We start from the raw sequence: 20,015 nt of genomic DNA, 5'->3' as shown, positions 1-20,015 counted from the left end.
CTGTTTTTACACCCTTTGGGTCCTTATTGGTATCTGCACACGCTGATGTTGTGTGGCATTGTTACTTATGTCGTTGCCCAATTTGCGAGTCATCATCGTGTATGGATGCTGTTAGGCGTGTTGCTATGTTTGTGGGTGTTGGCACTTTTGGGACTTGTTACTTGGATCAATGCCGTGTATTTTTGTGTAGGTGTCGCGTTGCGTCTGTATCATCGACCGTTCATTGATACATTCCACCCTGCATGGTGGTCGTTCATAGGGATTGTATTAGTTGCTACTTGCGTGCCAAATGCGCTTCAGCGGCACACCATAGGAGGCATGCTCATCGTGTATTTCGTCATTTCTTTCTTGCTTTGGCTGTATCCCTATTTGCCCAAAGGTGCAGCAAAAATCTCCCTTTTCATCGGTAGAAATTCTCTTATCCTGTTGCTTTTCTCTCCCATGTTTACGGTGCTTTCCAAGCTGTTTCAGTCCTATCTGTTGTTCGAACCGTCAGGAATGCTTTTCATGTTGGTGGCTTTGCTGTTTACGGTAGTCGGCAGTTTCACCGTTGCCTATATCTTGCAAAAGTTACATGTAGCACGGTATGTGTTTGGAAAGTCAAGGATTATCAAATGATCACCCATCTGTTAGTCTTTTTAGAAGCTTGTTTTCACTCGTTTAACTTCTTCCTGATGATGGTCAGACCGTCGCGAATGGGCAAGATAACTTTTTCCACTCGTGCATCTTGTGCGATGAAATCGTTAAATTGGGCAATCCCTTGTGTTTGTGCATCGTGTTGATAATGCGGATCTATTACATGTCCATCCCACAACGTGTTGTCGGCAAGAATGAATCCACCAGGCCGCAATAGCTTCAATACCGTTTCGTATGTCTCTATATAGGTGCGTTTGTCACCGTCCACAAAAGCCATGTCAAACACGACATTTAGTTTGGGTGCTCCCACGTTTGCATCGCCAATGATGAAATGAATCTTTGACGAAACAGGACTGTTTTCTATCCATGGCCGTGTAAAGTCCTCCATCTCATCGTTGATTTCAAACGTGTAAAGCCGACCGTCTTCACCCAGTCCCTCTGCCATACAAATGGCACTGTAGCCACTAAAGGTACCGATTTCCAAGATATTCTTAGGTTGTATCATCTCTACGAACATCTTAAGCAGCCGTCCTTGCAAATGCCCACTCGCCATACGTCCATGCACGGTGTGAATATTTGTGGCTCGATAAAGTTGATATAGGTAGTCTCCTTCGGCATCTATGTGCGAGAGAAGATAAGTTTCTAAATCAGGATTCATGGGGAGAATTTAGTTTTTAAGTTTACTAGTTGACGATTTGACAAGTTCTTTAGTTTACAAGTTGACGAGTTGACAAGTTAACGAGTATTCAAATAGCAAGCCATTCACTCGTGAATTTGTGAACTTGTGCACTCGTCAACTATCCAACTACTGCCTCTATTGCTAATCGATACGAATTCAATCCAAAGCCAGCAATGACGCCTTTGCAAGCCGATGAAATCATGCTTTTATGTCGAAAATCCTCCCGTGAATAGACATTGGAGATGTGAACCTCTATCACTTCTGTCTTCAGAGACCGAATACAGTCGAGCAAGGCAATACTCGTGTGGGTATAAGCACCCGCATTGAGAATAATGCCATCGTAGGTGAAGCCTACTTCTTGCATTTTATCAATCAATTCGCCTTCAATGTTACTTTGATAATAGGATAGTTCTATCGCTGGATATTGGCTTTGCAAGTCCTCAAAAAAAGTTTGGAACGAGGTCTGTCCATAGATGTCAGGTTCTCTACTTCCTAATAAATTGAGGTTTGGTCCATTGATAATTTGAATTTTCATAATTCGTATGATTTAGTTATCTTTGTATCGTTCATACATGTCTTGCCAAACAGAAGTCATCTGTGTGAATGCACAGGGATGTGTATGTTGCAAAAATACGCATAAAAATGGAAAGTGACAAGAAAACAATCACAGATATTGTGAAGTCTTATACCCGCTATCTGAAGCTGGAACGCAATTACTCGCCCAACACTTTGGCTGCTTATCAAAGCGATTTGAGCTGGCTGTTGTCATTCTGTGAACAGCAAGAGATGAATCCTTTAGACGTGCGCTTGGATGACTTGCAGCATTTTGCAGTCCAGTTGCACGAACATCAAATAGGACCCACCTCACAAGCTCGTATCTTGAGTGGCATTCGCTCGTTTTACAAATATCTGTTGCTATCTGGTGAAATAGAACAAGATCCCACCGAATTATTAGAGTCTCCGCATCTCGGTGAACGTCTCCCAGAAGTACTGTCTACCGATGAAATCGATCAAATACAGAAGTGTATCGACCTTTCCAAGCCCGAAGGACAGCGCAATAAGACGATTATAGAAGTGTTGTTCTCGTGTGGTTTGCGTGTTTCTGAGTTGGTGAACCTCAAACTTTCCAATCTCTATTTAGAGGAAGGCTTTGTCCGTGTCATGGGAAAGGGAAGTAAAGAACGTTTGGTGCCAATTTCTTCAAAGGCGATAAGGGAGCTGAAATATTGGTTTGTGGATCGAAACTTAATGAAGATACAGCAAGGAGAAGAGGATTATGTGTTTCTCAACCGACGTGGGAAACACCTCACTCGGACCATGATTCTCATCATGCTCAAGCGGCAAGCTGTAGCAGCTGGTATTACAAAAACGATTTCTCCTCACACCCTTCGTCATTCTTTCGCCACCGAATTGTTGAAAGGTGGTGCTGATTTGCGTGCCATTCAAGCCATGTTGGGACACGAGAGCATAGGGACAACCGAGTTATATATGCACATTGATACCACTACTTTGCGTGAAGAGATATTGCAACATCATCCACGAAACATGAAGGAAAGGGACGATGACAGCGAGGAACAGAAGGATGAGCAATAGTCTTGAGGGCGGCAACTCTATTTTCTTTAATCTTTTTTTGACAAAGCCTGTTTCTTGTAAGGGAACATTTTGTACCTTTGCAACTCAATAATAAAAAGTTTTAAGTCTATGTTTAGTGAAAAAAGAAGTAGTATGCTACATGGCGTACTCCTAATAACTTTGTTCTCCCTTGCCGCTTTCTATATTGGTGACATGGCGTTTGTGAAGAATCTGTCATTGAGTCCCATGATTGTCGGTATCATTCTTGGTATGCTTTATGCCAACAGTTTGCGAAACAATTTGCCAGACACTTGGGTGCCTGGTATCAACTTCTGTTCCAAACGTATCCTGCGTATAGGCATCATCCTCTATGGTTTTCGTCTTACATTTCAGGACGTTACCGCAGTGGGTTTGCCTGCCATTGTCATAGATGCCATCGTGGTGACGGTCACTGTGTGTGGTGGAGTGTTCATAGGAAAACTGTTGCGAATGGATCGAGGTATTGCTTTGCTCACCTCTGTGGGTAGTGGAATCTGTGGCGCTGCGGCTGTGTTAGGAGCCGAATCCGCCCTTCAGGTAAAGCCTTATAAAACCGCTGTGGCTGTCTCTACGGTCGTTATATTCGGTACGTTGTCAATGTTTCTCTACCCTGTGCTGTATCGCAACGGCATCTTTGACTTGTCGCCCGACCAAATGGGATTGATGACGGGTGCCACTGTTCACGAAGTAGCGCATGTCGTAGGAGCTGCCAATGCCATGGGAAAGGATGTTTCCAATTCTGCTATTATCGTGAAGATGATTCGCGTGATGATGCTTGTTCCCGTGCTGTTGATTTTAGGTTGGAATACTGCTCGCTATCTTTCTAAGAACAATGGACAGGAAACTTCTAAGGCAAAGATTACCATTCCTTGGTTTGCCATTCTGTTCTTGGTCGTTATAGGGTTCAATTCGTTCAATCTGTTGTCTACTCCTTTGGTGGAAGGAATCAATCAGTTTGATACCTTTCTCTTAACCATGGCGATGACAGCTTTAGGAGCTGAAACCAGTTTTGACAAGTTTAAGAAGGCAGGCGCCAAGCCTTTTCTGTTGGCAGCCATCTTATTTGTTTGGCTCATTGGCGGTGGTTATTGCTTGGCTAAATATGTCGTTCCTATGATGATGAATATATAGGGTACTTGATATAAAAGCCCTTTTAATGAACAACGCCACTTGGTTTTACTGGAACCAAGTGGCGTTGTTCTATCTTTGCCAATGATGAAGTATCCTTATTTCTCGTGCTTTTCAATAATGGCTCGCACCTCTTCAATGCTTCTGTCAAAAGGTCCGCTGTGTTCTAACTTGAGTGTACACATGGCAGCAGCAAACTTTCCTGCCTCTTCAAAGCCTATTCCCTGTGAACGACAGTACAAAAAGCCAGCCGAGTAAGTGTCTCCGCATCCCGTAGCATCTACTACTTCTCTCGGTGCATAGGCGGGGATGTCGTAAAAACGGTTGTTGGCATAAATGATAGACCCTTCACTTCCCAGTGTCACGATAACCTCTTTCACACCCCATGCGTGTAGTTGTTTGGCTGCTTGGCGTGCGTCTTTGAGTCCTGTGATGACCTCCATTTCGTGTTCATTCACCTTGATGATGTCCGTACATGCCAAAATTTCCAGCTTGTCTTTCCAGTCAATGGGGTGAACATCCTGTCCGCGAACCTCTCGAAGATAACCTTGTGCATCAATAGAGATTTGTCCTTTGGTAGATAAATACTTCACTACCTCGGGTGAGAAATCGTCATTTAGAAGAGAACCGATGTGATATATCTTTCCCGTTAACGGTTTCATCTCCTCAATGGTGAAAGGATCAGCCTTCGCTAATACACGTTGTGAGCGAGTATTTTGATTTTCTCCGTAGATGTTTTCAAACAAAACAGTGTGTGCACTGGGGTACACTTTCACGTCAATACCCGCCTCTTTCATTTCTCGTGTCACGGGTATATCTTCGCTACCCACTTTGGTGACTAACTGGAAACTAACTTTCGAGGGTAGATGATTAAAAGCATAAGCCACATAATAAGCAGTGCCTCCCGACATGGAGACGGTCTGTTTATGTGTCGTATTCTTATCTCTCGTGATATGACCCAAACAACATATATCTGTCATCGTATTATCCTAATTTTAGGACAAAGATACTGAAAAACAGCGAATATCAAAGGATTAGCTTTGTAAAAAAAATAAAATAGGAGGATTAGTTTTGTGTTTATTGTGGGTACAAAACGTTGGTTCTTGCATTGTAGTCAGAAGGTAGTCGTGTCACCGTATGATGATTGTTTGGCATTGATAATCAAAACGATGCCGAATGTTAATGTTTGTATCACAATAGATAGAAATAAGGGCTTTTACTTTGTGCATCCACGGAATAGCCGTACCTTTGCACCCGATTAAAGAAAAGAATTTGAAGACATTTGAAGAATTAGGCGTTAGCGAAGAGATTCGACGCGCCATTGAGGAGCTGGGGTTTGTACATCCCATGCCAGTACAAGAAGAGGTCATCCCTTATTTGTTGGGAAACAAGAACGATGTAATTGCATTAGCACAGACAGGAACAGGTAAAACGGCAGCATACGGCTTGCCCCTTTTGCAGAAAATAGATGTTGCCAGCAAGCATACGCAAGCCATTATTTTAAGTCCTACACGCGAATTGTGTTTGCAAATCGCTGATGACTTGAAGGATTTTGCTAAATATATCAAGAATCTACACGTAGAACCCGTGTACGGAGGTGCCAGTATCGTCACCCAAATTCATGCGCTCAAACATGGCGCACAAATCATTGTGGCGACTCCGGGACGACTTATCGACCTGATGAACCGTGGGGTAGCAAAGCTCGACCATGTAAACAATGTGGTGTTGGATGAGGCTGATGAGATGTTGAACATGGGATTCTCGGAGAGTATCAATACCATTTTAGCAGGCGTTCCCGATGACCGCAACACCTTGCTGTTCTCGGCAACCATGAGCAACGAGATAGAAAAGATTGCCAAGACTTACTTGCGTGACTACAAGGAGATTGTAGTGGGAAGCCGAAACGAAGGTGCCGAAAACGTGAACCACATTTATTATATGGTGAATGCGCGTGACAAATACTTGGCACTGAAGCGCATCGTGGATTACTACCCACGCATTTTTGCCATTATCTTCTGCCGAACAAAGATTGAAACGCAAGAAATTGCCGACAAACTTATCAAGGATGGATACAACGCAGAGGCGTTGCATGGCGACCTGAGTCAGCAACAGCGCGACCTCACCATGCAGAAGTTTCGCCAACACGTCACCCAGCTGTTGGTGGCAACCGATGTGGCTGCACGTGGATTGGATGTGGACGACCTGACGCATGTCATCAACTATGGCATGCCCGATGATACCGAGAATTACACGCACCGTAGTGGACGAACGGGACGTGCAGGGAAGAAAGGTACTTCTATTTGCATCATTCACACCCGTGAGCGTTCCAAAGTGCGTGCCGTAGAGAAAATTATCGGCAAGGAATTTGTGGACGGCACATTGCCTACCGCACAGGAAATTTGCGCCAAGCAGTTGTATAAAGCCATGCACGACATCGAGAAGATTGATGTTGACGAAGAGCAGATTGCGCCCTTCATGGTTGAAATTAACCGACACTTTGAATACGTCGACAAGGATGATATCATCAAGAAGATTGTCAGTTTGACGTTTGGACGCTTCTTGGATTACTATGCGAATGCGCCCGAGATAGAGAAACCCTCGCTCAAACGTGGCGACAGAGGTGAGGAAAGGGGTATGCGTGGTGGTCGAAAAGCTCGTTCGGAACGAGGCGGAGGTCGTTCTCGTACGCCCGAGAGAGGTTATCGCAGGCTGTTCATCAACTTGGGTAAGGACGACGGATTCTATCCCGGAGAGGTGATGCAGTTTATTAACCAGCATGTAAAAGGTAGGCAGCAGGTGGGACATATCGACCTGTTGGGAAAAATATCCTACATCGAAGTGCCCAAAAAAGACGCCAACAAGGTGATGCGTTCTTTGTCGGGAGCGACTTACAAGGGTAGAGAGGTGCGCTGCAATGATGCCAACGAAGAGGGTCATGGACGCAAAGCGCAAGCCACAAGAGGTGGCGGAAGGGCTGCAGGTAGACGTGCGGAGAGCGGACGCAAGAATGGAAAAAGCGTGAAACGCCCCTCTTATCAGCAGGAAGATACGGGCGATTGGCGACAGTTCTTCCAGCAGCCCGAGGTGAAATTCAAGGGCGAGACTCCCGATTTCTCCGAAGAAGGTTGGGCACGCCGCAAGCCTCGTAAGGGGTAGGGTGTACGCCGTCCTCGTCTCATCTTGAAGACTGAATGGCTTATCTGTTTTGAGGGAGCGGCACAATTGTCATCCCTTTGGTTTTGAAACAGAAAGATATATGCCTACAAAACAGGCTATATTGGTGAGCAAAATAGACTGTTTTGCTGTCCAATATAGCCTGTTTTGTGGGTTTAGAGCAACGGCTTACCGTTGCTTTTTGTGTTCAGATGCTTGGACAGTTGCAGGCAGTGTGACTGGAAAGCGCGGACTGTCTACATGCTCTTCTTGAATGATTTGCGTCATGCGTTGCACAATTTCAGGGTGTTCGGATGCCACATCATGGTCTTCGTGTAGGTCTTTGGACAGGTCGTAGAGGTGTGGAATGCCTTTGATGACAACCATTTTCCAGTTGCCCATGCGTACTCCAATCTGGTTGGTTTCAGAAAATTCCCAGTACAAATGGGCATGTTTCTTGGGTTGCGGTTGTCCTAAAAGCGTAGGAGCGAACGAGATTCCATCAAAATAATCCACCTTTTGTTTCTTGTTGGCGTAGCGTTTTTGGTAGTTTTTCACTCCCACCAGCTCGCAAAAGGTGGGCATGAGGTCGTAAAAGGCAATTTGCAAGTCGCTTTCTGTACCAGCAGCAATGTGGTTGCGCCACCGTACAATGAATGGAATGCGGATGCCTCCTTCGTAACACTGTCGCTTCAGACCGCGCAATTTTCCGTCCCTTCCAAAGAATGCAGGGTCGGCTCCACCTTCCTCATGAGGTCCATTATCGCTGGTGAAGATGACGATGGTGTTCTCTTCCAACCCCTTCTCTTTCAGCTTTTGCATAATTTGCCCCACATAAATGTCCAACCTTGAAATCATCGCAGCAAATTGAGCGTGGGTGTGTTCGGTGGCGTTATAGCGACTATGAGGTTGTCCGCCCCATGTTTTGTCCACAAAGAATTTCCGTTTATAATACGCCAAAAGCGAATCGTCGGGCTGTACCAATTCGGCGTGTGGAAGGGTATAAGTAAAGATACCGAAAAAGGGATGTTGGTTGTCTTGCGCGTCTATCCAGTTCATCGCACGCTGATGAATCAAGTCGGCAGAATATTCAGGACGTTGATAATATTGCTTGCCCGACATGGGGTAGCGAATGTTTTTGTCCAGCACCAATCTACTGACAGCGGTATCTCCACGCTCACGGCTGTATTCGTTGAGGAAGTTGGGATAATACAAGTGTGCTTGGAACTGGCAAATATAGCCAAAGAACTCATCAATGCCACGCTTGTCGGGGGTCGACTCAGAGCCTTCGTAGCCACCAGCCCATTTGCCAAACATTCCTGTTCGATAACCTTGCCTTTTCAAGATTTCTGGTACAATGACGTGGTGGGCATCGTATGGCAGCTGTCCCACTCTTGAATAGTCTTCGTTTTCACCGTATTTCACCATCGGAACATCTTTCCAAAATTCCTCGTTTCCACGTACCCGAGTGTGTCCAGTGTGTTGCCCTGTCATCATGCAGGCACGCGAAGGGGCACTCACAGGGGCACCTGCGTAGGCTTGTGTGAACCGCATGCCCTCGGTGGCGAGTTGGTCGATGTGGGGTGTCTCAATAAACGGCTGACCGTAGCAGCCTAAGTCACCGTAGCCCATGTCGTCGCACATGATATAAATAATGTTGGGTTTGACAGGTTTCTTTGCGGTGGTAGCGGTGATAGTGCATCCTGCCAATCCTGTCACAAGAAGTCTTACGTTGAATTTTAATGGTTTCATATCGCTCGAATAGTAGGTTTTTTTATTTGATATGTGGAGGCGGATGAATAGAAAAGACCTTCACCTCACCGAGCAAATGTACAAAAAAAATGGAGTATGGTGGGAGTGGGAAGCCACTTTTTTTACGTAAGTCTGTTTGGTAGTGTTACGTGTTCCATTCCTTTATTCACTTTCATATTGATTTCAAAAACAAGTTCAAAATCTCAAAAAGCTAATTTTTGAAATCAATTTTTAATGAGATTTTAACACGTATTTTCTTTTCTTTTTTATGACAGATTGATAATTTAACAAATAATTTCTATCTTTGCAGACAAACAAGAAGTTTCATTTTATAAAATTATTTCACCTATGAAAATCAGACATCTTTTTAGTGCTTTGCTTCTGTTGTGTGCAGGTATGTTGCATGCCCAGATGCAGATGCCGCCCGTACCGGTAGACACTGCCGTGCGAATGGGTAAGCTTGACAATGGTCTTACTTACTTTATTCGCTACAACAACTGGCCCGAACACCGTGCAAACTTTTACATTGCACAGAAGGTAGGGTCCATTCAAGAGGAAGAAAGTCAGCGAGGATTGGCGCATTTCTTGGAGCACATGGCGTTCAATGGTAGCGACAACTTCAAAGGTAACGACCTGATAGAGTACCTGCGTTCCATTGGTGTGGAGTTTGGTAGCGACCTCAATGCTTACACCTCCATCGACCAAACAGTTTACAACATTGACAATGTACCCACTACTCGACAGAGTTCGCTTGACTCTTGCTTGTTGATATTGCGCGATTGGTCTACGGGTTTGACACTCGATCCAAAGGAGATAGACAAGGAGCGTGGTGTGATACATGAGGAATGGCGACTACGTACCAGTGCACAGAGCCGCATGTTTGAGCGCAATCTGCCCAAACTGTATCCCGGAAGTAAGTACGGCGTGCGTTATCCTATCGGTCTGATGAGTGTCGTAGACAACTTCTCGCCCAAGGAATTGCGCGACTATTATGAGAAATGGTATCATCCTTCTAATCAGGGAATTATTGTGATTGGTGACGTAGACGTTGATCATACTGAGGCAATGATCAAGAAACTCTTTGGTGGTATCAAGAACCCAGTCAACCAAGCTCCTGTGTTGAACGAGCCGGTACCCGACACTTCCGAACCTATCGTCATTATTGACAAGGATAAGGAACAGCGCACCAGTAATGTACAAGTGATGTTCAAGCACGATACGTACCCCGACTCGCTGAAACAGTCGGTAGAGTATATCCTCTACGACTATGTCAGAGGAGCGGCTCTCAACATGCTGAACAACCGTTATACCGAGGCAGCACAAAAGGCAGATTGCCCATACGTGGGTGCTGGAGCCAGTGATGGCAACTATATTTTCGCCAAGACGAAAGATGCGTTCAGTATCTTTGCGCAACCCAAAGACCCCTCTCAATTGGCAACAGCCTTGAAGGCAGCAGTGGTAGAGGCACGCCGTGCCGTTGAATTTGGCTTTACCGCCACCGAATATGCACGCTATAAAGCCAACCTGTTGAGTAGCTTGGATAAGGCTTATAGCAACAAAGACAAGCGCAAGAACACGCAGTTTTTCAACGAATGTTTAGGTTATTTCTTGACCAACGAGCCTATGCCGTCTATTGATTATACTTATCAGTTGATGAAACAAATCGTACCAGCGATTCCTGTTGAAGCGGTGAACGAATATATGTCACAACTCATTCCTAAGAATGATAGTAACATCGTCATTGTGAACTTCAACAACGAGAAGGAAGGCAACGTGTATCCAACTCGTGAAGAGTTGCTCACAGCACTGATGCAAGCAAAGCAAGCGAAGGTGACGGCATACGTAGATAATGTAAAGAACGAACCTCTCATTACCAAAAAGCCCACACCTGGAAAGATTAAGAGCGAGAAAAAGAATGCCCTCTTGGGTTATACAGAGTTGAAACTTTCGAATGGTGCCACGGTGGTTATCAAACATACAGACCTCAAGAAAGACCAAGTACTCTTGTCGGGTGAAGGCTTTGGCGGCTCGTCTCTCTATGGAGCGAAAGATTATGTCAATGCCAACCTCTTTGATGAAGTGATAGGAGTGAGTGGTTTGGGACAGTTCTCGTCTACCGAATTACAAAAGGCACTGGCAGGAAAGATAGCCAATGTGGACTTAGGAATGAGCTTTAAGAAGATGTCTGTAGGTGGTTCTTCAACACCGAAAGACGTAGAAACCATGTTGCAAATGCTTTATTTGTATTTCACAAATATCAATAAGGATGAGAAATCGTTTGCCAACTTGATAGAACAGTACAAGGTAAGTCTGAAAAATCGCTCACTTTCTCCAGAAAAGGCATTGCAGGACTCGCTTACCGCCACGCTGTATGGACACAATCCACGACTGAAACCTGTTGAGGTAGCAGACTTGCAGCATGTATCTTACGATCGTATCTTGGAAATGGCGAAAGAACGTACCGCCAATGCCGCTGCATGGACCTTCACAATTATCGGTAATTTTGATGAAGCAACGTTGCGCCCGCTCATCTGCCAATACATTGCAAGCTTGCCTTCGCAGAAGAATATTGTCAAAGGAAAGCGTGTCACCTTCTTACAAAAGGGTAAGATAGACAACACGTTCAAGCGTAAAATGGAAACTCCGAAAGCCACTTCGTTTAAGATTTGGTTCAATGAAGACATGCCTTATACGTTGGAGAATGATATCAGAGCATCTATTGCAGGTCAGGTGTTGTCAATGGTTTACCTGAAAAAGATACGTGAGGATGCTGGTGCAGCTTACACTTGTGGTGCGCAGGCAACGGCTTCGATAGAGGATGACTATCATCTTATCCAAATGTTGGGCTACTGTCCAATGAAACCAGAGAAGAAAGAGCTGGCGTTAAGCATTATGGAAGGGGCTGTAAAGGACATGACACAGACGGTAGATGCCGACATGGTGGCAAAGATTAAGGCTGTGATGTTGAAGCAAGCCGACGATGTAGCCAAGACCAACGGTTACTGGAATGGCGTTATTGGTGTGTATCGGAAGTATGGTATAGATACCCATACCGATTATAAGAAATTGGTGAGCGCACAAACACCGCAAACTATCTCTGACTTTATGAAGGAGTTCTTAAAGTCGAACAACTACATCACCGTGACTATGTTGCCCGATGAGAGCAAATAAAATTTACGGAAAAGATTGAAAATGAGAGCGAACAGTGTCAAGATCTGTTCGCTCTCATTGTCTTTATAGCACCGAAAGGCTTTTTCAACTTGCGACTTAAAAGATGTAAATATGCCTTAAAAAGAAAGGTGTAATGAGCTCAAAGATTTTTTTTTGCGTACCTTTGCAAATTCAATAGATATCAATATAATAAAGAATATGGCGTATTTATTTTCATCAGAATCAGTTTCAGAAGGACATCCAGATAAAGTTTCCGACCAAATTTCGGATGCATTGTTAGATCAGTTTTTAGCATACGACCGTGATGCGCATTGTGCCATCGAAACCTTTGTGACGACAGGGCAGGTCGTAATCATGGGCGAAGTACGCTCGAAAGAATATGTTGACTTGCAAACCATTGCTCGAAATACCATTAAAAAGATAGGCTATACCAAATCAGAATATCAATTCGACGGTGATTCTTGTGGTATCATGACCGCCATTCACGAACAAAGTGAAGATATAGATCGAGGTGTAAATCGACAAAATGAAGACGAGCAGGGAGCTGGCGACCAAGGGATGATGTTTGGTTATGCGATTAACGAGACAGAAAACTATATGCCTGTCTCGCTCGATTTGGCACATCTTATCATGCGAGTTTTGGCAGATATTCGGAAAGAGGGTAAGGAGATGACCTATCTTCGCCCTGATGCAAAGAGCCAAGTCACCATTGAATATAACGATGATCATACACCAAACCGCATCCATACCATTGTGGTAAGTACACAGCACGACCAGTTTGATGAGGATGATGCACGTATGTTGGCAAAGATCAAAGACGATGTGATTCATATTCTCATGCCTCGTGTCAAGGCGCAGTGTGACGAACAGACACGTCGCTTGTTCAATGATGACATCTTATACTTCGTCAATCCCACTGGTAAGTTCGTGATTGGAGGTCCGCACGGTGATACAGGACTAACTGGAAGAAAGATAATTGTGGACACGTATGGTGGAAAAGGTGCACACGGAGGTGGTGCTTTCTCTGGAAAAGACCCCAGCAAAGTAGACCGTTCTGCCGCTTATGCTTCTCGATATATTGCTAAAAATTTAGTAGCAGCGGGTGTCTCAGACGAAATATTGGTACAGGTGAGCTATGCTATCGGTGAGGCTAAGCCTATCAATGTTTATGTAAACACTTATGGACGAAGCAAGGTACAGCTGTCAGATGGAGAGATTGCGCAGAAAGTGAGCGAACTCTACGATTTACGTCCCAAAGCAATTGAAAAGAAATTTGGTTTGAGAAACCCTATTTACTTGGAAACTGCGGCATACGGTCACATGGGGCGTCAATACGAAGTGAAGAAGAAAACGTTTACCAGTCGTTATCACGAATCAAAGACCATAGAGGTAGAACTTTTCACTTGGGAGAAGTTAGACGATGTGGCACGCATTCAGAAGGAATTTGGTATTTAAGGATAAGTTGTCCAATGGATGAGGACAACAGGCATACACGTTGATATAAATGTTGCAGAGAGACTCTGTTGCTCGAATCAAAGGGGTAGATAGTGCGCACGTTCAGCCAACAAAAGCGAAGAAATCTTCGCAGCCAACGCCAGCACAAGTATTGAAATGGTTACCCAAAGATGCCACTCCAGCACAACAAGACTCGGCTATTCAAGCAAATATAAAGCCAAGTAAGATTAGTTGGAGTAAAAGACCTGACACCTTACATTTACCAGGACATCCAATAGGTAAAAGCTTTAGGGACATCAATCTCCCTCAATATTATAAAGAGTCGTTCTTTTCAAAAGACTCCTTATTTCACCCTGAGTTGGATGGAGGGCGTGTTGGCGTGCCTGGAGACCCTGTTCCTTATGCGGTAGCCAATGATTATCTCATTACAAGTATCTTGTTAGGGTGTTTTATTTTGGCAACAATAGCCTTGTCAAAGTCTAAACCTTTTATCGTTAGGCAAGCGAAGAGTTTTTTCTATGTGCCACGAGGAGAGACCACCAGTCTTACAGAAACAGCTGGCGAAATACGTTCGCAATTCTTTTTTGTATTGCAAACGTGCCTGCTATTGTCGTTGATTTTGTTTTTTTACACTCGTACTTTAGGTTCTGAAACCTTTGTAGTAGAGCATTATCAAGTGATTGGTCTTTATGCAATAGGATTTTTTGCTTACTACCTGTTCAATGCTTTTGTATATTGGTTTGCTAACTGGGTGTTCTTTGATTGGAAGAAAAATGACCAGTGGATGAAGACAAAGCTTTTCTTAGTTTCCATGGAAGGGGTGATATTATTTCCCATTGTCATGCTTTTGGCATATTTTGATTTATCGGTATCCAGTGCAGTAATATATTCAATAGTGATTGTTTCTTTGGTTAAAATCCTTACACTCTATAAGTTGAGCGTAATCTTTTTCCGCCAAAGAGGCTCTTTTCTGCAAATAATTTTGTACTTTTGTGCGCTCGAAGTCATCCCTATGTTTGTCATGTGGGGCGTGTTTGACACTATAAATGATTATTTGAGAATAAATTATTAGGAACACTGACGATGAAGAAGATTTTAGTTTCGCAACCAAAGCCAACGACAGAAAAATCACCATATTATGACATTGAAAGAGAATATGATGTGAAATGCGACTTTCGTCCATTCTTTAAGGTAGAAGGACTCTCTGCTAAAGAGTTCCGTCAGCAAAAGATTAATATCTTAGATTATTCTGCAATTGTCTTTACTTCTCGTCATGCGGTGAACCATTTCTTTACTTTAGCGAAAGAATTGCGTGTAACTATTCCCGAAGACATGAAATATTTTTGTGTTATAGAGAGTATTGCGCTCTATATCCAAAAGTATGTACAATATCGTAAGCGTAAGGTTTTTTTCGGAACCACTGGCAAGATAGCTGATTTGGTGCCTATCATGGCAAAACATAAGGCAGAAAAATATCTCGTGCCCATGAGCAGTGTCCACAATGATGATGTGAAAAATATGTTGGATGCGAAGAAGCTAAAGCACACGGAGTGTGTCATGTATCGCACGGTAAGCAACGACTTGACTGAAGAAGAGGTGAAAGGGTTTGACTATGATATGATTATTTTCTTTAGTCCTACGGGCATTAATGCCTTACAAAAGAATTTGCCAAATTTTGAACAGGGTGACATCAAGATGGCTGCTTTTGGTCCTGCGACCTGTAAAGCCGTGACAGATGCAGGATTCCGATTAGACTTGAAAGCACCTGATGCAGAAAATCCATCGATGACCAGTGCACTAAAAGCGTATCTGAAGAAACATAAAAAGTAGTTTGGAATGTCTTCTGTCGGCTCTTTTACATTGAGTAAGGAGGAGCGGATATGTAGTAGAAAACTCATAGAGAAGCTCTTCAATGGAAGTGATAGCCAATCGCTCGCGTCCTTTCCATTAAGAGTGGTTTATCTGCTAACGGAGAACGAAGCGAAAGATGTTCCCGTAAAAATGATGGTCAGCGTGTCGAAAAGACATTTCAAGCAAGCCGTGAAGCGTAATCGTGTGAAGCGTCAGGTCAGGGAAGCCTATCGTTTACAGAAACAATTGATAACAGAACCTATGGCTACACGACCTCAACAGCAACTCTTAATTGCTTTTATTTGGTTGGCTGATGAATTGTATACATCGGATGAGGTCGCAAAGCATGTGGCGCAACTCTTAAATCGAATCGTGGAAAAGTTGTGGAAGTATTGAGGAAAATACAAGAATATGTGATGTGGATACTCAAGTGGATATTGCTTGTCCCCATTCTGTTCTACCAGAAGTGCATCACCCCTTTCACACCACCTTCTTGTCGATTTACCCCCACTTGTTCAGAGTATGCACGGCAAGCCATAGTGAAATATGGTCCTTTGAAAGGCAGTTACTTGGCTGTAAAACGTATCTTAAGATGCAATCCATGGGGTGGTAGTGGATATGATCCAGTGCCGTAAGTTTCTCTTTATAGAGGCCCCAAATAAAGAAATACAAACAAAAATATAAATTTGATTCGATGACAAAGAATTTTGTTGAAGAACTGAAATGGCGTGGCATGTTAGCACAAATGATGCCCGGTACAGAAGAATTGCTTGAGAAACAGATGGTGTCTGCTTATTTGGGCACAGATCCAACGGCAGACTCCTTACATATTGGTCATTTGTGCGGCATTATGATGCTTCGTCACTTGCAGCGTTGTGGCCATAAACCTTATTTGTTGTTAGGAGGAGCAACGGGAATGATAGGCGACCCCTCGGGAAAAAGCTTAGAGCGTAATCTCTTAGATTCAGAAACGTTGTACCATAATCAAGAAGCTATCAAGAAACAGGTGTCCAAGTTTTTGGATTTTGAAGGCAATGAGCCTAATAAAGCCGAATTGGTGAATAACTATGACTGGATGAAAGACTTCAAATTCTTGGATTTTGCACGTGAAGTGGGTAAACATATCACGGTCAATTACATGATGGCGAAGGACAGTGTAAAGAAGCGACTCAATGGTGAAGCCAACGATGGATTATCGTTTACCGAATTTACTTATCAGTTGTTGCAGGGTTATGACTTCCTCTATCTTTACCAAAAATATGGCATCAAATTGCAATTGGGTGGTAATGATCAGTGGGGCAATATGACAACAGGTACCGAGTTGATACGTCGTACCTTGGGAAGTGATGAGGAGGCTTTCTGCTTGACCTGTCCGTTGATTACCAAAGCCGATGGTAAGAAGTTTGGTAAAACAGAAAATGGCAACATTTGGTTGGACAGAAATCGCACCACTCCTTATGCTTTCTACCAGTTCTGGCTGAATGTAAGCGATGAAGATGCACAGAAATATATCAAGATATTCACATCCTTGGAGCGTGAAACCATTGAAAGTCTAATAGCAGAACACCAACAAGACCCTGGACGTCGTACATTACAAAAGCGATTGGCACAAGAGGTAACCGTCATGGTACACTCGCAAGAAGACCTTGATATGGCTATTGAAGCCAGCCAAATATTATTCGGTAAGGCTACGAAAGAGAACCTTCAAAAGCTGGATGAGGCTACTTTCTTAGATGTGTTTAATGGCGTTCCTCATTATACGGTGAGCAAAGATTTGCTTGGTAGCACAGCCGTTGATTTCTTTACGCAAGACGGTATGGAGATTTTCCCAAGCAAAGGAGAGTTGCGTAAGTTGGTAAAAGGAGGCGGAGTATCGCTCAATAAAGAGAAACTGACAGCTTTCGACCAAGTCGTTGCCGCTGAAGATCTCATTGACGGAAAATATCTGTTAGTACAACGAGGCAAGAAAAATTATTTCTTGATTACCGTTAAGTAATCTCTTGAACATGTTGTTGCACTTTTTGTAGCAAACACGATACGACCTATACCTCTTGGACACTGTGCTTGACAGTGCTGTTCATCAAGCGGTATAGGTCTTTTTTAATGTATGATGATGTATGTGTACTGGGTACACATGAAAGGGCGAAACTTACAAAAACGCCCATTTTATCGAACGAATGGTTTACTCTTGCAATCCTACAAATTGGTTGTATAGCTGCTGTGTCGCTATTTTATCTTTGTTATCTGCCAACAGCAGTGCGCAAAGTTATCGCTTACACGTGGACACCATTGTACCCCTTGCATCCGCAAAATCGATAGATACGCTGCAAATAGCTTTGCCTGATTCGCTGGATGGCTGTAGATGGGTAGAGAATGCTCCGTGGAATAAGGATAAACACCCTTGGCGCGCAGTCGCGCAAGTAGTGGGTATCAATGCCTCACTGCTTGCCTTTGATTATTATGTCTTGCATGCCAACTTCGCCAAAGTAACCAGCCGAACGCTCAAACGTAATCTTCAGCTCAATCAATGGTTTTGGGATGCCGATGTTTTCCATACCAACATGTTTTTCCATCCTTATCATGGCAATCTGTTCTTCAATGCCGCACGGAGCAACGGCATGAACTTTTGGCAGTCGATACCCTATACCTTTGCAGGGGATTTGTTGTGGGAAATTGCTGGTGAGAACGAACTCCCGTCTATTAACGATGCACTGTCAACGGGCATAGGAGGGTTGGCAATAGGAGAGTGTACTTATCGTCTTTCGAGCTTGGTGTATGATCAACGTCTGCAAGGTTGGTCACGTGTGGTGCGTGAGATATTGGGTGCTGCTATCAATCCTATTCGAGGACTCAATAGAGTGATCACAGGCGAAGCTTGGAAGGTACGCCAAAAGCATTATCTGTATCATGATATGAGTCGTTTCCCCATTCATCTTTCCTTCTCTGTGGGTGGTCGATATGTTGACACTCGGCACAATGCAACAGGAGGGTTCACATCGCCTTACGTGCATTTTGAAGTAGAATATGGAGATGCGTTTGGACAGGAAACTCGACCGTACGATTATTTTAAGACAGATGTCGCCTTGGTCTTGGGGCATCAACAAGAAATCGTCAATCACTTACAGATATTGGGACAGTTATTTGCCACTTCGGTTCGTGACATCAAAGGCATGCAAACTCGCTTTGGACTTTATCAACATTTCAATTACGACAATGCCACTGAACGGCATGGGGGCATTCCTCCTTACCAGCTATCCGAGGCAGCCAGTGTGGGAATAGGGTGGATGTGTCGCATTCCGAACAAAGCTAAAAAAGTGGCTTTCCAACAGTCTGTCTTCCTCAATGCCATGCTTTTGGGCGGTGCATGGAGCGATTATTTAGGAGAACCGTATCACCGAACCTATAATATGGGAAGTGGTTTTACCGCCTATTCTTTTACTTCACTGCACTTGCCACGACAGTGTTCCCTCTCCTTCGACACTCGTTTTTTCAGAATGTATAGTTGGCGAGGTTACGAAGAGGTGCCAGCAGGCACACCGCATGAGGAGTTTAGCGCACAAGGAGAGCACAGCCAAACCTCTGTATGGATGTTGCGCCCCACCTTAAAGTTGCCCCTTTGGAAACAATGGGGACTACAATTATCGGGAGCCTATTATCATCGAGCCACTCATTACAAATACCATCCCGATGCAAAGGCGACAACCTATGAATGGCGCATGGGATTTTTGTATCAATTGCCACGATAAAGAGGCTGGCATTTGCCCGTATTTTGGATATTTGTCATTTGTCTATTCGCTCCAAACTTCTTATCTTTGCAGCAACAGTTCAGTAGTGCTTACTTCTTAGCACAATCCATCTGTACAACATATTCACATCTATAAAATGAAGAAAATATTAGTCTGGCTGATGTTGGTAACAACGGGAATGACAGCCCAAACTACTCACCGTTTAAGTTCTACGGCTCGGTCGTTAGAAAAACGAGGCTACGTGAACGTACAAAAGTTGGACCCTTCTATCCAAGTCTCGTTAATGTATGCGCGCCCAGATAATTTCACAGGAACCGTTCTTTACGATGATTTGCGAGAAGCTTATTTGCATCCGCATGCTGCTCACGCTTTGGTAAAGGCGCAGAAGCGTTTGCAACAGTTGCGTCCAGACTTGTGCTTAAAGGTCTATGATGCCGCCCGTCCCATGGCTATTCAGCAAAAAATGTGGAATAAAGTAAAGGGAACGCCCAAATATTTTTATGTCTCAAACCCTGCACATGGCGGAGGTTTGCACAATTATGGGTTAGCAGTCGACCTTACCTTGTGTACCCTGAAGGGCGATACCCTTGATATGGGTACCAAGATTGACTATATGGGAGCCGCAGCACATATTGACAAAGAGTCCCAACTGGTTGCCAGTCGACGTATTTCTAAGCAGGCACAGCGTCATCGTGAGCTGTTGCGCAAGGTGATGCGCTATGCTGGTTTCAAGCCCTTGCGCACCGAGTGGTGGCATTTTAATTACTGCTCCCGAGCCCAAGCTAAAAAGTCTTATCGTGTGATACGCTAATGCTTGCGTGATTTTTATTCCA

At 44.0% G+C, this 20,015-nt stretch carries 17 protein-coding genes; 13 read left to right on the top strand and 4 right to left on the bottom strand.

All coding sequences use genetic code 11. The features are described from left to right. Positions 1-618, top strand: a 618-nt coding sequence (locus BN35_RS08955) for a hypothetical protein (protein ID WP_025072164.1), incomplete at its 5' end; no start/stop codon positions are given. 34 nt (positions 619-652) lie between these two features. Here BN35_RS08955 and BN35_RS08950 read toward each other — a convergent pair. Both BN35_RS08950 and aroQ read right to left on the bottom strand, forming a co-directional pair. Next, positions 653-1,294 carry an O-methyltransferase gene (locus BN35_RS08950; protein ID WP_025072165.1) on the bottom strand — a complete coding sequence of 214 codons (642 nt, stop codon included), beginning with the start codon at positions 1,292-1,294 and terminating at the stop codon, positions 653-655. 139 nt (positions 1,295-1,433) lie between these two features. Continuing rightward, positions 1,434-1,850, bottom strand: coding sequence for a type II 3-dehydroquinate dehydratase (aroQ, locus tag BN35_RS08945; RefSeq protein ID WP_025072166.1), 417 nt, complete (start codon positions 1,848-1,850; stop codon positions 1,434-1,436). A gap of 107 nt (positions 1,851-1,957) precedes the next feature. On the opposite strand from aroQ, the gene BN35_RS08940 reads away from it, so the two are divergent. Together BN35_RS08940 and BN35_RS08935 are read left to right on the top strand one after the other, a co-directional pair. Further along, a complete protein-coding gene (locus tag BN35_RS08940; RefSeq protein ID WP_025072167.1) occupies positions 1,958-2,908 on the top strand; it encodes a site-specific tyrosine recombinase in 951 nt (316 codons plus the stop codon). Positions 2,909-3,016: 108 nt separating this feature from the next. Continuing rightward, positions 3,017-4,057 carry a YeiH family protein gene (locus BN35_RS08935; protein WP_025072168.1) on the top strand — a complete coding sequence of 347 codons (1,041 nt, stop codon included), beginning with the start codon at positions 3,017-3,019 and terminating at the stop codon, positions 4,055-4,057. 95 nt (positions 4,058-4,152) lie between these two features. Here BN35_RS08935 and BN35_RS08930 read toward each other — a convergent pair whose 3' ends face one another. After that, positions 4,153-5,034 carry a PfkB family carbohydrate kinase gene (locus tag BN35_RS08930; protein WP_028901059.1) on the bottom strand — a complete coding sequence of 294 codons (882 nt, stop codon included), beginning with the start codon at positions 5,032-5,034 and terminating at the stop codon, positions 4,153-4,155. Between the two features lie 292 nt (positions 5,035-5,326). On the opposite strand from BN35_RS08930, the gene BN35_RS08925 reads away from it, so the two are divergent. Next, on the top strand, positions 5,327-7,210 hold the full coding sequence (locus BN35_RS08925) for a DEAD/DEAH box helicase (protein ID WP_025072169.1): 1,884 nt from the start codon (positions 5,327-5,329) through the stop codon (positions 7,208-7,210). A 186-nt stretch (positions 7,211-7,396) separates the two neighbouring features. Here BN35_RS08925 and BN35_RS08920 read toward each other — a convergent pair whose 3' ends face one another. After that, a complete protein-coding gene (locus tag BN35_RS08920) occupies positions 7,397-8,959 on the bottom strand; it encodes an arylsulfatase (protein WP_044071417.1) in 1,563 nt (520 codons plus the stop codon). A gap of 348 nt (positions 8,960-9,307) precedes the next feature. Between BN35_RS08920 and BN35_RS08915 the strand changes: the two genes are divergently transcribed. The 9 genes from BN35_RS08915 to BN35_RS08875 all read left to right on the top strand — a co-directional run bounded on the left by BN35_RS08915 (position 9,308) and on the right by BN35_RS08875 (position 19,993). Beyond that, the gene (locus tag BN35_RS08915) at positions 9,308-12,130 is read left to right on the top strand and encodes a M16 family metallopeptidase (protein WP_025072170.1); all 2,823 of its coding nucleotides are present in this window, start codon (positions 9,308-9,310) and stop codon (positions 12,128-12,130) included. Positions 12,131-12,328: 198 nt separating this feature from the next. Then, positions 12,329-13,585, top strand: a complete 1,257-nt coding sequence (gene metK / locus BN35_RS08910) for a methionine adenosyltransferase (RefSeq protein ID WP_008123749.1) — start codon at positions 12,329-12,331, stop codon at positions 13,583-13,585. A gap of 49 nt (positions 13,586-13,634) precedes the next feature. Continuing rightward, the gene (locus BN35_RS08905; protein WP_025072171.1) at positions 13,635-14,657 is read left to right on the top strand and encodes a DUF4271 domain-containing protein; all 1,023 of its coding nucleotides are present in this window, start codon (positions 13,635-13,637) and stop codon (positions 14,655-14,657) included. 11 nt (positions 14,658-14,668) lie between these two features. Then, the gene (locus tag BN35_RS08900; RefSeq protein WP_025072172.1) at positions 14,669-15,415 is read left to right on the top strand and encodes a uroporphyrinogen-III synthase; all 747 of its coding nucleotides are present in this window, start codon (positions 14,669-14,671) and stop codon (positions 15,413-15,415) included. Between the two features lie 6 nt (positions 15,416-15,421). Continuing rightward, the gene (locus tag BN35_RS08895; protein WP_025072173.1) at positions 15,422-15,832 is read left to right on the top strand and encodes a ribonuclease P protein component; all 411 of its coding nucleotides are present in this window, start codon (positions 15,422-15,424) and stop codon (positions 15,830-15,832) included. A gap of 20 nt (positions 15,833-15,852) precedes the next feature. After that, the gene (gene yidD, locus BN35_RS08890; RefSeq protein WP_028901060.1) at positions 15,853-16,071 is read left to right on the top strand and encodes a membrane protein insertion efficiency factor YidD; all 219 of its coding nucleotides are present in this window, start codon (positions 15,853-15,855) and stop codon (positions 16,069-16,071) included. A 59-nt stretch (positions 16,072-16,130) separates the two neighbouring features. Then, the gene (gene tyrS / locus BN35_RS08885) at positions 16,131-17,432 is read left to right on the top strand and encodes a tyrosine--tRNA ligase (RefSeq protein WP_025072174.1); all 1,302 of its coding nucleotides are present in this window, start codon (positions 16,131-16,133) and stop codon (positions 17,430-17,432) included. A gap of 181 nt (positions 17,433-17,613) precedes the next feature. Further along, complete coding sequence (locus BN35_RS08880) at positions 17,614-19,182, top strand: DUF3943 domain-containing protein (protein ID WP_036893412.1); 1,569 nt, start codon at positions 17,614-17,616, stop codon at positions 19,180-19,182. A 178-nt stretch (positions 19,183-19,360) separates the two neighbouring features. Then, positions 19,361-19,993, top strand: a complete 633-nt coding sequence (locus tag BN35_RS08875; RefSeq protein ID WP_234396692.1) for a M15 family metallopeptidase — start codon at positions 19,361-19,363, stop codon at positions 19,991-19,993. Positions 19,994-20,015: the final 22 nt, after the last annotated feature.

Origin of the sequence: Hoylesella timonensis 4401737 = DSM 22865 = JCM 15640 (genome assembly GCF_000455445.1) — a bacterium.
In the GTDB taxonomy this organism is placed as follows: Bacteria; Bacteroidota; Bacteroidia; order Bacteroidales; family Bacteroidaceae; genus Prevotella; species Prevotella timonensis.
The sequence above is the reverse complement of the archived record's forward strand: the minus strand, read 5'-3'. Positions and strand labels throughout refer to the sequence as shown.

Coding starts and splice junctions, on each gene's coding strand:
- BN35_RS08950 (WP_025072165.1), bottom strand. CDS start 1,294: ATGAATCCTGATTTAGAAACTTATCTTCTCTCGCACATAGATGCCGAA.
- aroQ (WP_025072166.1), bottom strand. CDS start 1,850: ATGAAAATTCAAATTATCAATGGACCAAACCTCAATTTATTAGGAAGT.
- BN35_RS08940 (WP_025072167.1), top strand. CDS start 1,958: ATGGAAAGTGACAAGAAAACAATCACAGATATTGTGAAGTCTTATACC.
- BN35_RS08935 (WP_025072168.1), top strand. CDS start 3,017: ATGTTTAGTGAAAAAAGAAGTAGTATGCTACATGGCGTACTCCTAATA.
- BN35_RS08930 (WP_028901059.1), bottom strand. CDS start 5,034: ATGACAGATATATGTTGTTTGGGTCATATCACGAGAGATAAGAATACG.
- BN35_RS08920 (WP_044071417.1), bottom strand. CDS start 8,959: ATGAAACCATTAAAATTCAACGTAAGACTTCTTGTGACAGGATTGGCA.
- BN35_RS08915 (WP_025072170.1), top strand. CDS start 9,308: ATGAAAATCAGACATCTTTTTAGTGCTTTGCTTCTGTTGTGTGCAGGT.
- metK (WP_008123749.1), top strand. CDS start 12,329: ATGGCGTATTTATTTTCATCAGAATCAGTTTCAGAAGGACATCCAGAT.
- BN35_RS08905 (WP_025072171.1), top strand. CDS start 13,635: ATGTTGCAGAGAGACTCTGTTGCTCGAATCAAAGGGGTAGATAGTGCG.
- BN35_RS08900 (WP_025072172.1), top strand. CDS start 14,669: ATGAAGAAGATTTTAGTTTCGCAACCAAAGCCAACGACAGAAAAATCA.
- BN35_RS08895 (WP_025072173.1), top strand. CDS start 15,422: ATGTCTTCTGTCGGCTCTTTTACATTGAGTAAGGAGGAGCGGATATGT.
- yidD (WP_028901060.1), top strand. CDS start 15,853: ATGTGGATACTCAAGTGGATATTGCTTGTCCCCATTCTGTTCTACCAG.
- tyrS (WP_025072174.1), top strand. CDS start 16,131: ATGACAAAGAATTTTGTTGAAGAACTGAAATGGCGTGGCATGTTAGCA.
- BN35_RS08880 (WP_036893412.1), top strand. CDS start 17,614: ATGGTTTACTCTTGCAATCCTACAAATTGGTTGTATAGCTGCTGTGTC.
- BN35_RS08875 (WP_234396692.1), top strand. CDS start 19,361: ATGACAGCCCAAACTACTCACCGTTTAAGTTCTACGGCTCGGTCGTTA.